The sequence below is a fragment of the Euryhalocaulis sp. genome (assembly GCF_013911995.1).
GTDB lineage: Bacteria > Pseudomonadota > Alphaproteobacteria > Caulobacterales > Maricaulaceae > Euryhalocaulis > Euryhalocaulis caribicus.
The window spans coordinates 22,037-35,656 of the sequence record NZ_JACESD010000002.1 but is presented as its reverse complement, the minus strand read 5'-3'; the positions used below and the strand labels follow the sequence as shown (position 1 = coordinate 35,656).

General features: G+C 62.5%; 10 protein-coding genes. 6 read left to right on the top strand and 4 right to left on the bottom strand.

Features of this window, described 5'->3' with window-relative positions:
* Nucleotides 1-35 precede the first annotated feature (35 nt).
* The 6 genes from H2040_RS00780 to H2040_RS00755 all read left to right on the top strand — a co-directional run bounded on the left by H2040_RS00780 (nucleotide 36) and on the right by H2040_RS00755 (nucleotide 10,938).
* Nucleotides 36-3,218: an autotransporter outer membrane beta-barrel domain-containing protein gene (locus tag H2040_RS00780; protein ID WP_287153463.1), complete on the top strand. Its 3,183-nt coding sequence runs from the start codon at nucleotides 36-38 to the stop codon at nucleotides 3,216-3,218.
* Nucleotides 3,219-3,285: 67 nt separating this feature from the next.
* Nucleotides 3,286-5,277, top strand: coding sequence for a DNA topoisomerase IV subunit B (parE, locus tag H2040_RS00775; protein WP_287153461.1), 1,992 nt, complete (start codon nucleotides 3,286-3,288; stop codon nucleotides 5,275-5,277).
* A gap of 69 nt (nucleotides 5,278-5,346) precedes the next feature.
* Nucleotides 5,347-6,903, top strand: coding sequence for an amidohydrolase family protein (locus H2040_RS00770; RefSeq protein WP_287153459.1), 1,557 nt, complete (start codon nucleotides 5,347-5,349; stop codon nucleotides 6,901-6,903).
* On the top strand, nucleotides 6,903-8,177 hold the full coding sequence (locus H2040_RS00765; RefSeq protein WP_287153456.1) for an amidohydrolase family protein: 1,275 nt from the start codon (nucleotides 6,903-6,905) through the stop codon (nucleotides 8,175-8,177). Before H2040_RS00770 ends, H2040_RS00765 begins: the two co-directional genes overlap by 1 nt.
* Before the next feature lie 138 nt (nucleotides 8,178-8,315).
* Nucleotides 8,316-9,803 carry a DEAD/DEAH box helicase gene (locus H2040_RS00760; RefSeq protein ID WP_287153454.1) on the top strand — a complete coding sequence of 496 codons (1,488 nt, stop codon included), beginning with the start codon at nucleotides 8,316-8,318 and terminating at the stop codon, nucleotides 9,801-9,803.
* Between the two features lie 82 nt (nucleotides 9,804-9,885).
* Nucleotides 9,886-10,938, top strand: coding sequence for a GGDEF domain-containing protein (locus tag H2040_RS00755; protein ID WP_287153452.1), 1,053 nt, complete (start codon nucleotides 9,886-9,888; stop codon nucleotides 10,936-10,938).
* Between the two features lie 24 nt (nucleotides 10,939-10,962).
* On the opposite strand, the gene H2040_RS00750 is transcribed toward H2040_RS00755, so the two are convergent.
* From H2040_RS00750 to H2040_RS00735, 4 genes are read right to left on the bottom strand one after another with little or no spacing between them, the layout of a single operon-like run.
* Entirely contained in the window at nucleotides 10,963-11,571 is a 609-nt protein-coding gene (locus tag H2040_RS00750; protein ID WP_287153450.1) for a glutathione S-transferase N-terminal domain-containing protein, read from the bottom strand.
* 19 nt (nucleotides 11,572-11,590) lie between these two features.
* The gene (locus H2040_RS00745) at nucleotides 11,591-11,941 is read right to left on the bottom strand and encodes a HesB/IscA family protein (RefSeq protein ID WP_287153448.1); all 351 of its coding nucleotides are present in this window, start codon (nucleotides 11,939-11,941) and stop codon (nucleotides 11,591-11,593) included.
* A gap of 2 nt (nucleotides 11,942-11,943) precedes the next feature.
* Nucleotides 11,944-12,375 carry an SUF system Fe-S cluster assembly protein gene (locus H2040_RS00740; protein WP_287153446.1) on the bottom strand — a complete coding sequence of 144 codons (432 nt, stop codon included), beginning with the start codon at nucleotides 12,373-12,375 and terminating at the stop codon, nucleotides 11,944-11,946.
* A 5-nt stretch (nucleotides 12,376-12,380) separates the two neighbouring features.
* On the bottom strand, nucleotides 12,381-13,616 hold the full coding sequence (locus H2040_RS00735) for a cysteine desulfurase (RefSeq protein ID WP_287153444.1): 1,236 nt from the start codon (nucleotides 13,614-13,616) through the stop codon (nucleotides 12,381-12,383).
* Between the last annotated feature and the right edge of the window lie 4 nt (nucleotides 13,617-13,620).

Here is a 13,620-nt window from a genome sequence, read left to right as displayed (position 1 = left end):
GACCCAAGCGCCCGCTCTCCTTAAAGATCACGCCCATGCGCAAGGGTCTTCTTTTTTCCGCCGCCGCCGCGCCGCTGCTGCTTTCAGCCGCCGCGCACGCTCAAACCGTCATTGAGGATACGAACCAGCCGGTTCGCACGTCCACGGCCAATAATGGCCAGCCGGACGATGTCGAAGTTACCGGCACGGTCGAGGTCGATAGCGGGACGGGCGTAACGCTTGATTCCGACAATGATCTTGAAATCAGCGGCGCGGTCCTGATCGAGGATGCGGACGGCGCTGTCGGCGTACTGCTGCAGGGCGGCAATACCGGCACGTTCACGCTGACCGGCGATATCGAGGTCAGCGAGAATTACGAGCCCGACAATCCCGATGACGATTTCGATCTGGACGGCCCCTTCGCGCAGGGCAGCAACCGCACGGGCATCCTGGTTGAGGGCCCCGAGGCGTTCGAAGGCGATATCGTGGTCACGGGCGGCGCCAATATCCGCGTCGAGGGCAATGAATCGTATGGCGTTCGCGTGGCGTCCGGCGTTGATGGCGACATCAATCTGGTCAGCAATCTTTCCATAATCGGCACCGATTCGACCGCGGTGGCGTTTGAAGGTCCGGTTTCCGGCGATGTGCTGGTGGGCGGCACCGTGCGCGGGGTGGGCGAGAACACGCAGGGCATGAACGTGTCCGGCGATATCGGCGGCGCCTTGACGGTTTCCGGCGTGATTTCCACGACCGGCTTCCGCACCGTGAACGCGTTTGGCGACGCCCTGAACCAGCTGGATGAAGACGATCTTCTGAACGGCGGCAGCGCGCTGACCGTTTCCGCGGGCATCGCGGACGGGATTCGCGTCGCGAACGCCGGCGCTGGCGTGATCAGCCAGTCTTCAAGCCCGGCCTTCCTGATCACCACTGAAGGCGCGTCCGGCGATGTCGTGATCGGCGGATTCCCGGGTGTTGATGGCGACGATGACGATGACGAGATCGACGAGAGCGACGCCAACGGATTTGGACTGATCAATTTTGGCGATATTACCGGTGACGGCGTCTATGAGGGTTATGACGCGATCGCCCTGCAATTGTCGGGCGGCGAGACCCTGATGGTCGACATCGAAAAGGGCCTGTACAACGCCAACCGGATTTTCGCGAGCGCCTCCGAAGGGGACGCCCATGCGATCATCATGGACGGCAATGTCTCTCTTCCGCTGATTTTCAACGATAATGGCGGCCTGATCCGCGCCACTTCGACGACCGAGAATGGCGGCCGGGCGCAGGCGATTACGATTGGCGCCGGCGGCAACGTCAACACGATCAATAATGACAGCGCCATTCTTGCCGAAGTCATCGGCGAGGACGGCACGGCCATCGCCATCATGGACGAATCCGGCTCCCTGACCGAGATCAACAATACCAGCAGCATCGTGGCGCGCTTCACCAGCAGCACCGACGATTCCAATGACGAAGAAATTCCGCCCGGCGAGTTCGAAACCGTCGCGATTGATCTTTCCAACGCCACCGATGGCGTGACGATCAATCAGGAGCTTCAGGTGGCGCCGCCTGATTCCGGCGACAATGACGATGACGGAGACACGGAGGAACCCGATCCGGACTTCGTCGCGCCAACCCCCGCTATTGTGGGCGATGTCCGCCTCGGGTCCGGTGATGACCTGGTGAATATCCAGGCTGGCACGCTGGACGGCGACATCGATTTCGGCGATGGCGCGGACCAGCTGACCGTCGATGGCGGCGCATCGGTTCTGGGGTCGCTGTCGGACACGGACGGGGATCTGGTCATCCAGGTCAATGACGGTCTGCTACAGCTGGAAAACCCGAGCGTCGTGACGGTCCGTGACGCAACTTTCGGCGAAGAAGGCACGCTGCGCCTGCTGCTCGACGGTGAGTCCGTGGCGCGGCTGGAAGCCCAGGGCGTTGTGCGGTTCGAGGACGGCGCGGCCATTGCAGCCTCCCTCGCCTCTCTGGTCGGTGACGGCGGTTCGTTCGAGATTGTCAGCGCCAGTGATTTGCAGATCGAAGGCAGCCTGGAGCAACTCTCGCAGACCGAGACGCCCTATCTCTATAATTCCAGCCTGCAGGTTTCGGAAAACAACCCCAATTCCCTGGTCCTGACGCTGAACCGCAAGACGGCTCAGGAACTGGGCCTGAACGCGAACGAAGCGAAAGCGTATGACGCGGCGTTCGACGCGCTGAGCGCAGGCGGCGGAATCAATGGCGCGTTTGCCGGGATTACGACCGAAGAAGGCTTCTTTGACGCATACGAGCAGCTGCTGCCCGATTTCAGTTCGGCCACGCTGCAGTTCGTGATGAACAACGTGAACGGCGCGACCGGAGCGGTGGGCAACCGCCTGGACGTGGCGCGCCTTTCCCGCGAAGCCCGGACCACGGGCGTGTGGGCGCAGGAATTCGGCACGTTCTCTGACCGCGAGTCCACGAATATCGGCGGCGGCTATCGCGGCCATGGATTCGGCTTTGCCGCCGGCGTGGACCGTCCGTTCGGTCCGTTCTACGCGGCCGGCGCGAACATGGTGATTTCGACCAACGAAATCGAGCAGATCAATGGCGTTGACGAACCGCTTGACGTGCAGACGCTGGGCTTTGGCCTGTATGCGGGCGGCGCCCGCGGCGGCCTGACCTATGATGTCTATATGGGCGGCGGCGTCAGCCGTTTCGAGAGCGAACGCCGTATCCTGATCGGCGCGTTCGACCAGACGGCCCGCGCCGACTGGACCGGCTATCACTATTCCGGCTCCGCCCGTCTCGGCTATGACTGGGATCTGGGCTGGGCGATGCTGCGTCCGCTCGTCTCTCTGGATTACCTCTCGCTGAGCGAGGAAGGGTATACGGAGTCCGGGCTTTCAGACGTGAACCTGACCGTCGAGGAGCGCGACTCGGATATGGCCTCGGCCACCGCCAGCCTTGCGCTGGCCCGGCGGTTCGGCACCGATGACAGCTGGTGGGCGCCGCAATTGCGCGTCGGCGTTCGCAACGAGTTCGGCGGCAGCCTTGCGGTCACTCAGGCCTCGTTCGTGGACTTCAACGATCCGTTCCTGCTGGCCGCGCCGGAGCTTCCCTCGACCAGCGCCATCATCGGCTTCCTGATCACGGGCGGTTCGCAATACTCGTCCTTCGGCTTCAACTATGACGCTGATGTGCGCGACGGGTTCATCCGGCACTCCGCCAGAATCGTGGTTCGCCTCGCCTTCTAGCGCAGGCTTACGGAAATCCGCCTAGCTCCTTCCGGGCGACTCGTGCAGCATCGCCGGTGATATCGCGATGACAGATTCGAACGACCTTTTTTCATCGGCCAAAGCGCCGGACAAAGACGGCTATACCGCACAGGATATCGAGGTCCTTGAAGGCCTCGAACCGGTGCGCAAACGGCCGGGCATGTATATCGGCGGCACGGACGACCGCGCGCTGCATCACCTGTTCTCCGAAGTTCTCGACAACTCGATGGACGAGGCCGTGGCCGGTCACGCCGACCGCATCGATATCGTGATGCACGAGGACGGCTCTGTCGCCGTGTCCGATAACGGGCGCGGAATCCCGATCGATCCGCACCCCAAGTTCAAGGACAAGTCCGCGCTGGAGGTCATCATGACCACGCTGCACGCGGGCGGGAAATTCTCCGGCAAGGCCTACAAGACCTCCGGCGGCCTGCACGGCGTTGGCGTGTCGGTGGTGAATGCGCTGTCGCAGCGCCTGGACGCGGAAGTGGCGCGCGACCGAAAGCTCTATGCGCAGTCCTTCGAGCGCGGGCGCGCCCTGGCGCCATTGAAGGAAATCGGCGCGGCGCCCAACCGGCGCGGCACCACGATACGCTTTTCGCCCGATCCGGAAATCTTTGGCGAACGGGCGCATCTCAAGCCCAAGCGTCTGTTCGCCATGGCCCGGTCCAAGGCGTATCTGCATCGCGGCGTCCAGATTCGCTGGAAATGCGACGCGGCGCTGGCCGAACCCGCCGGCGTCGAACCGGAAGCCGTCTTCCATTTCCCGGGCGGCCTGGCGGATTTCCTGAAAGAGCTGATCGGCGAAAAGCGCACCGTCACCAGCGAGATGTTCAGCGGCCGCGCCGGCGGCGATGAGGGCGCTGGCCGCGTGGAATGGGCGGTGGCCTGGTCCGGCGCCGGATTTGGCGAAGCCGACGGCTTCGTCCGCTCCTATTGTAATACCGTGCCCACGCCCGATGGCGGCACCCACGAACAGGGTTTGCGGGCGGCGCTGACCAAGGGGTTGCGCGCCTATGCGGAGATCGCCGGTCAGGGCAAGAAGGCCGGGATCATCACGCCGGACGATGTGATGGCCGGCGCCGGCGGTATCGTGTCCGTCTTCATTGCGGAGCCGGAATTCCAGGGTCAGACGAAAGACCGTCTCGCCAATAGCGAAGCCGCGCGGCTGGTCGAACAATCAGTTCGCGACCCCTTCGATCACTGGCTGGCCGCCTCCCCCAAGGAGGCCGAGCAACTTCTGGAGTTTGTCGTTGAACGGGCGGAGGAACGCCTGAAACGCCGCCGCGACAAAGAGGTCAAACGCCAGACCGCCTCACGCAAACTTCGCCTGCCCGGCAAGCTGGCCGATTGTTCGCGCGGCGGATCGGAGGGGACCGAGCTGTTCCTGGTCGAGGGCGACTCGGCCGGCGGATCGGCCAAACAGGCGCGCAATCGCAAGACGCAGGCCGTGCTGCCTCTTCGCGGCAAGATCCTGAACGTCGCCAGCGCTGGCGCGGACAAGATCATGAAAAATCAGGAAATTTCAGATCTGACGCTGGCGCTGGGCGCGGCCACGGGGTCGAAATTCAATCTGGGTGATCTGCGCTATGAGCGCGTGATCATCATGACCGACGCCGATGTCGACGGCGCGCATATCGCGTCGCTGCTGATCACCTTCTTCTATCAGGCGATGCCGGACCTGATTCGCAGCGGCCGGCTCTATCTGGCCCTGCCGCCGCTCTATCGCCTCAGCCAGGGCGACAAGATCGAGTATGCGCGCGACGACGCGCACAAGGATGCGCTGATGGCCGGGGAGTTTTCCAACGGCAAGAAGGTCGAAATCAGCCGCTTCAAGGGTCTTGGCGAAATGATGCCGCGGCAGTTGAAGGAAACCACGATGGATCCGGAAACCCGCACGCTGGCCCGTGTCAGTCTGGACGATGCGCTGGCCGGCGAAGCGGAGTCCCTAGTGGAGACGCTGATGGGCCGGAAATCCGAACTTCGGTTCAAATTTATCCAGGACCATGCCGATTTCATCGAGGCGATCGATATTTAATCCTTACCCGGCTTGTCATGCGCGCATGGCCGATTAGGCTCGCCCCATCTCATTTTCCGGAGGGGCTCGATGAAATTTTCCTACATGCTTCTGGGCGGGGCCGCGGTCGCCGCAATCAGCCTCAGCGCCGTCGCTGTCGCGCATCAGCAAGCGCCTGAAGAACAGGCGGAAACGACGCAGGACGACATGGGCGAGACGGCGACTGAAACGCAGGACGTCGCCCCGGTTGAACCTGATACTGAGGAAACCGAGCCCGCCCCCGCACAGGAAGATTCGGATGAGACCGGCGCCAGTGCGGCTGCAGAGAATCAGAGCGCCGAAGCTGAAGAAGACGGGGCCGATGGCGGGCCCTTCCCGTCGACTTACGCCGCCCTGCCCTCCGAAACCGTATTTATTCAAAACGCCACTGTTCTGGATGGCCGCGGCGGCCTGATTGAAGACGGCGATGTCTTGCTGGAGGACGGCCGCATCGCCGCTGTCGGCGCGGATCTGACCGCGCCCGGCGGCGCGCAGGTGATTGACGGTGAAGGCCGCTGGGTCACGCCGGGCATTATCGACGTTCATTCTCATCTTGGCGTCTATCCGACGCCCAGCATCCGCGCCACGTCAGACGGGAACGAGGCGACCTCGCCCAATACCGCGGAAGTCTGGGCCGAACATTCGGTCTGGCCGCAGGATCCCGGTTTTTCCCGCGCGCTGGCCGGCGGCGTGACGTCCCTGCAAATCCTTCCCGGCTCGGCCAATCTGTTTGGCGGCCGTTCTGTCGTTCTGAAGAACGTGCCCTCCCGTACGGTTCAGGGCATGAAATTTCCGGACGCGCCCTACGGCATGAAAATGGCCTGCGGCGAAAACCCCAAGCGCGTCTATGGCAGCCGCAACCAGGCGCCCTCCACCAATATGGGGAATTTCGCCGGTTACCGGGCGGCCTGGATTGACGCTAAAAAATACATGGAAGACCAGCAAAAGGCGGAAGATGACGCCGATACGGATCCGCCCAAGCGCGATCTGGAGCTGGAAACCCTGGCCGGCGCGCTGCGCGGCGACATTCTGGTCCACATGCATTGCTACCGCGCCGACCAGATGGCGCAGGTCATCGATATGTCCAAGGAGTTCGGATACCAGCTCGCCTCGTTCCAGCACGCGGTCGAGTCCTACAAGGTCGCCGATCTTCTGGCGGACGAGGATATCTGCTCGGCCATGTGGGCGGACTGGTGGGGCTTCAAGCTGGAAGCCTATGACGGCGTTCGGGAGAATATTCCCATGGTCCACAAGGCCGGCGCTTGCGCCATCGTCCATTCCGACGACGACATCGGAATCCAGCACCTGAACCAGGAAGCCGCGAAGGCATGGTCAGACGGCCGCAAGGCCGGCATTGAGATCCCCAAGGAAGAGGCTTGGTTGTGGCTGTCTTATAATCCCGCCAGATCGCTGGGCATTGAGGACGAGACAGGCTCTCTGGAGGAAGGCAAGGCTGCGGACGTGGTTCTTTGGAGCGCCGATCCATTCTCGACCTACGCCAAGGCCGACAAGGTCTATATCGACGGTGCCCTTATGTATGACCGTCAGGACAACCGCATGCCGGTATCCGATTTCGAAATCGGGCAAGCTTCCCGGGGGATGAAATAATGAAACAGGTTCTGTTGGGCGCGGCCGCCGCCCTGATCTCCGCAGGCGTTGCGATGGCCCAGACTGTCGCCGTCACCAATGCACGCATCGTCACCAATGAAGACGCCGGCGTTATCGAGAGCGGCGTCATCGTGATCGAGGACGGCGCGATCTCCGCCATGGGCGCTGACGCGGCCGTTCCCGAAGGCGCCGAGGTGCTGGACGCCGAAGGCCAGTGGGTGACGCCGGGGGTGTTTGCCCCGTTCGGCCATGTCGGCATGGTCGAAATCGGCGCGACGGAGGGCTCCAACGATATCAGCGCGGATGAGAGCGAATTGAACATCTCGCTCAATGCGCTGGACTCCTACAATCCGAAGGCCACCTCGATTCCGATCACGCGGATCGAAGGCGTGACGCACGCCGCGATCTCACCCGGGACAGGCCGGACCCTGTTCGGCGGCGTTGGCGCAATCGTGGACATGTCCGGCGATTTCGACTCAAGGGTGAAGGAAAACGCCTTCCTGTATCTGCAAATGGGCGAACGCGGCGCGGGTCTGGCCGGCGGCTCACGCTCCGCATCCTGGGCCTATCTTCGCGCGGCCCTGAAGGAAGCCCAGCGGGCCAATCGCTTCTTCTCGAAACCGACTGACGAAGGTCTGCTCAACATCCATGACGCGCAGGCGCTGAAAACCGCGGTGAATGGCGACATGCCGTTCGTGATCGAGGTGGACCGCGCATCCGACATCATGCGGGTGATCGCGCTGAAAGAAGATCACAAGAAGCTGGATGTCATCATCCTTAGCGGCGCGGAAAGCTGGATGGTGGCGGAGGAACTGGCGGAAGCGGAAATTCCCGTGATTCTCGACCCGATGGAGAATTTGCCCTTCGCGCTGGAATCCGTTGGCGCGCGGCTGGACGCGGCCAAGCTGCTAGCCGACGCCGGCGTGCAGTTCGCCCTGACCACGGGCGCGGGCAATGACGATACGCACCAGGTGCGCCTGCTGCTGCAACAGGCCGGGAACGCCGTGGCCAATGGCCTGTCATGGGATGCGGCTTTCGCCGCGATCACCCGCGAACCGGCCGATATTTACGGTCTTGGCGGGCGTCTGGGCGCTTTGGCCACCGGCCAGACTGCCAATCTGGTGGTCTGGGACGGCGATCCGCTGGAAGTCACGACCTCCCCCATGGCGGTCTTCATTGACGGCGAACGCCTGCCGCTGACCTCGCGCCAGACCGTGCTTCGCGACCGTTATATGGACCTGGAAAATCAGGATGAGCCGTTCGCTTATCGCTAGGCGACGGTTGATATTCATTGACTTGACGTAGCCGGTTCATATTTTGCGGGCAGACTTCTTGTAAGTCGGCGCAAGCGACGAGTGCTGCGCCACTTTTCCCCTGCGAATGAATTGACGCGATGAACGGGTTGCTACTGCATGACCTTTGATGAACTCGGGCTCGGCGAAAAACTGCTGAGCGCCCTAAAGGAAGCTGGCTATACGGAGCCGACGCCGATCCAGGCACAGGCTATTCCGCCAGCCCTCGAAGGGCGTGACGTCCTGGGTATCGCGCAGACGGGAACGGGCAAGACCGCCGCGTTCACCCTGCCGATGATCGAACGTCTGTCCAAGGGCCGCGCACGCGCCCGCATGCCCCGTTCGCTGGTCCTGGCGCCGACGCGGGAACTCGCCGCCCAGGTGGCCGAGAATTTCAAGGCCTATTCCAAAAACACCAAGCTGACGATGGCCCTGCTGATCGGCGGCGTGGCGTTTGGCGAGCAGGAGCGCGTGCTGAACAGCGGCGCGGACGTGATTATCGCCACGCCTGGACGTCTGCTGGACCTATTCGAGCGCGGCAAGGTTATGCCGGCCGGCGTCGAGATCATGGTCGTCGATGAAGCCGACCGGATGCTGGACATGGGGTTCATTCCTGATGTCGAGCGCATCTTCAAACTGACGCCGTTCACCCGCCAGACGCTGTTCTTCTCCGCCACCATGCCAAAGGAGATCCAGCACCTTGTGGACCAGTTCCTGCAGGGCGCTGTCCGTGTGGAAGTGGCGAAAGCCGCAACGACGGCGGATAATGTGGCGCAATATCTGATCAAGCTGAATTCGCGCGAGCCGAAAGCCAAACGCGCCGCGCTGCGCGAGGCGATCGACAAGCGCAACGTCAAGAACGCCATCGTGTTCTGCAACCGCAAGCGTGACGTAGACACGGTCGCGCGGTCGCTGCAACGCCACGGCTATTCCGCCGCGCCGATCCATGGCGACCTGCCGCAAAGCCAGCGCATGAAGACGCTGGACCAGTTCCGCTCCGGCGAGCTGAAACTGCTGGTCGGCAGTGATGTCGCCGCCCGCGGTCTGGACATTCCGGAAGTCAGCCATGTGCTGAACTACGATCCGCCGCACTCTTCGGACGATTATGTCCACCGCATTGGCCGTACGGGCCGCGCGGGCAAATCGGGCGAAGCGATCACGATCGCGACGTCCGAAGACAGCAAGCGCCTGGCCTCCATCGAGCAGATGCTCGGAGGACCGATTCCCGCGCTGGACAGCGCCGGGGCGGTCGATCAGGGCGGCAAAGCGGCGGAAAAAGGCGAGTCGGAGACTGAAAAGCCGGCCAAGCCCAAGCGCTCCTCGCGCGGCGGCGCCCGGAAAGCCGACGCAGCTGCCTCCAAGGGAGATCAGGCCGAAAAGCCGGCCGGGACAAAAAAGCCAGAGGCCGAGAAGGCCCCGGCGGAGAAATCCGAAAAATCTGGCGGCGCGTCAAAGAAATCCGCGCAATCGAAGACGCCCCGGAAACGGGAAAACACGCGTTCATCCTCCGGCGGCAAGTCCCAGTCGGGCTCAAAGGGCGAAGGTTTCGGCGACCATGTTCCGGCGTTTTTTGAGCAATCGGTCCGCCAGCACATCAGCGCTTCCTAGATTTTTTCGCGTTTGTTTACAGCTTGTTTCGCTTTGCCCCGTAGGGTTCCGCCATTGGTAGAAAACCTTGTGGGGCCGATAGATGAGTGGTCGACTCATTGGGGCGGAAGGCGAAGCTCTCGCCCGTAAAGCCATTGATTTGCTGTCCGAATGGGGGATTCCCCTTACGGCGCAGAATTATGAAGTCGGCATAACCCATATACTGGGCGAAAACGACACGCTGACCAGCGACATCTCGGCGATAATCGACCAGGGCCAGACCCCGCAGGAAGCGGATCTGGTGGAGCTTCACGACCGCCATTTCAACAAAAAGAAGCTCAGCGACGAAGTTCAGAAAATCGGCGGCGCCATGTCCGCCGAGCTGGCGACCGTCATGCGGCGTCTGGAAGAAGCCGGCCGCGACACCGCGGCCTATGGCGAGGCCCTGGCCGGCGCCAGCGACCGCATCGATTCCGAAACCGACGCCGAGACGCTGAAAGCCATGGTTTCCGCCCTCATGGACGCCACCCACACCATGCAGCGCCACAGTGCGACGCTGGAAAGCCGTCTGGCCGAGACGAAACAGGAAGTTTCGCAGCTTCGTACGAATCTGGAAATCGTGCGCGAAGAATCCATGACCGACGCCCTGACCGGCGTCGCCAACCGCAAGCGCATGGACGATGTTCTGAACAAGCTGGCGGCTGAAGCCGACCAGACCGGCGCGCCCCTGACCGTCGCGGTTTGTGACATCGATCACTTCAAACGTTTCAACGACACTTGGGGCCATCAGACCGGCGATCAGATCATCCGGTTCGTCGCCAGTTGCATGACACGCTGCATCGGCAACCGCGCGCTGGTGGCGCGATATGGCGGCGAGGAATTTGTGATGTTGATGCCGGAAACGGACATGGACGCGGCCGTGGATGTCGCCGAACAGGTTCGCACAATGGTGGAATCCAAACGCCTGCTGCGCCGGTCCACGAATGAGGATCTCGGCACCATCACCATTTCCATCGGCGTTGCGCGGCACGACACCGGCGCTCACCCGCATTCAGTGATCGAACGGGCCGATAACAGGCTTTATGAATCCAAGCGCGCCGGGCGCAACCGCGTCACCGGCGAAACCGCGCAAAGCTCATCAAGCGCGGCGGCTTAACACCACCTCCAGAAAAATTCGGACCTAGGCGTTGTCGGGCGGCAGCGTCGCTTTGAACGAGTCGCGTACCGAGAGCGCGTCTATCGCTTCCGACAAGGCGGGACGGCCACGCCGCCATTCAATGTCCGGCCAGCGAAAATCCAGATAACCCGTAGCCACCGCGGCCCCGATTGCGCCAAGGTCCATGCGGCCCGCGATTTCGTCCGAAGCGCGGCGGTCCATTTCGTCGAGACTGCGCATAATGGCGCGTCGATAACGGTCGAACCAGACATCCCAATGCAGCGACTCTTCGCGCATGCGCTCAATCCGCATGGCGACGGCAGCGTCCAGAACGCCATCCACCAAGGCCTGCAGGCGGAGGACGCGAAACCGCGACTGCCCTTCCGCCGGTATCAAATGCGGCGACGCCAGCGTGTCGAGATATTCGCAAATGACCGGGGAGTCGTAGAAAGTCTCCCCGTCCGCGACCAGCGCGGGAACTTTGCCGAGCGGGTTGGCTTGCTGCAAATTCGAAGGGTCGCCGAGCGGCGGGGTCGCCTGGAGCTCCAGATCGAGCCCTTTTTCGAGAGCGACTATCCGCACCTTGCGGGCATAGGGCGAGGTATCTGTGTAAAGAAGCGTCAGACCGGTCATTGGCGCTTCCTCAGCCTCCCTATCGCGTGGCGGGCACGATGGTGACGCTTTCGCCGCAACCGCAGGCGTCCGTCTGGTTCGGATTGCTGAATACGAACTTGGAATGGAGCTTTGTTGTCTCGAAATCGATGGTCGCGCCGAGCAGGAACAGCACGGCCTTTGAATCGACCACGATTTCCACGCCCTTGTCTTCCACGCGTTCGTCCAGCTTTTCCGGCTCGGCCACGAAATCCATCGTGTATTCCATGCCCGCGCAGCCGCCATTCTTTACGCCGACGCGCAGAAAGCCTTTGTCCTTCGCCGCCATCAATTCCTTCACGCGGTCAGCGGCGGCATCGGTAAGACTGACGATATTTCCAGCGGCCAGCATAATCAGAACATCCCCAGTTCGAGCTTGGCTTCATCGCTCATCCGCTCCGGCGTCCAGGGCGGATCGAACACCATTTCAACGCGCGCGCCGCGCACGCCCGGCGCGGACTCGACGGCCTGTTCCACCCAGCCCGGCATCTCGCCCGCAACCGGGCAGCCCGGCGCGGTGAGCGTCATGGTGATGGTGGCGTCGCGGTCATCGGAGATATCGACCTTGTAGATCAGGCCCAGCTCATAGATATCGACCGGAATTTCCGGGTCATAGACGCTTTTCAGGGCCGTCACGATATCGTCCGTCAAGCGTTCCAGCTCCTCCGGCGGAATACTGGATTCACCTCCGGAATCGGCTCCCGGCGCGGGCTCCGCCGCCGGTTCGGCCTGCTGGCCCGGACGGGCCGTCAGATCGATGATATCGCGTTCAACAGTCTCGGTCATGGTTCCTACATCAGGATGCCGCGGACGCTTCGCAAGGCGTCCAGGAAAGTTTCCACATCGTCCATCGTGTTATAGGCCGCATAGCTGGCCCGCACGCTGGAGCTGGCGTCGAACCGGCGCATCAGCGGCTGGGCGCAGTGATGACCGGCGCGCACCGCCACGCCATAGCGGTCCAGAAGTTGGGCCGCGTCATGGGCGTGCGCCTTGCCCATCACGAAGGTGATGATCGAGGCCTTGTTCTGCGCCGTGCCGATCACCCGCAGATCTTCGAACTCCGCCAGCCCCGTCATGGTCTTGTCCAGAAGCGCACACTCATGCGCCTCCATGCCGTCGCGGTCCTGAGTGTCCAGCCATTTCAGGGCCGCGCCGAGGCCGATGGCGTCGATGATCGGCGGGGTGCCCGCCTCGAACTTCGCCGGCGCGTCGGCATAGACCACGCGGTCCTCAAACAATTCGGCGATCATTTCGCCGCCCCCCTGATAGGGACGGATGCGATTCAGCTGTTCGGACTTCGCGTAAAGCGCCCCAATGCCGGTCGGTCCGTAAATCTTGTGGCCGGTGATGGCGAAGAAATCGACGTCCAGCGCCTGCACGTCCACATGGCCGTGAACGGCGGACTGGGACCCGTCCAGCAGGACCGGCACGCCCTTGTCATGCGCCATGCTGACGATCTTGTCGCCATCGGTGCGGGTGCCCGTAACGTTCGACATGTGGGTCATGGTCACCAGCTTCGTGCGGTCGCTGAAAGCCTCCGCATAGGCGTCCATGTCGATGCGGCCATCCTCGGTCACCGGAACCCATTTCAGCACCACGCCCTGACGCTCGCGAAGGAAGTGCCAGGGGACAATATTGGAGTGATGCTCCATCTGGGAGAGGATAATCTCGTCCCCCGCCTCCAGCTCAGCCCCGAAACTGGACGCGACCAGGTTGATCGCCTCGGTCGTGCCGCGCGTGAAAACGATATTGTCGGCAGACGGCGCATTCAGGAACCGCGCGACTTCCGCGCGGGCGCCTTCAAAAGCCTCGGTCGTCTCATTGGCCATGGTGTGCAGGCCGCGATGCACGTTGGCGAAGGAATGCTCCATCGCCTGCGTTACGGCGTCGATCACCGCGCGCGGTTTCTGGGCGGACGCGGCGCTGTCCAGATAGACCAGAGGCTTGTCGCGGATGGTCCGTTCAAAGATCGGAAATTCGCTCTTGAACGCGAGCGGATCGAAATTCTTTTCTTTGCCGGACGTCATGCTC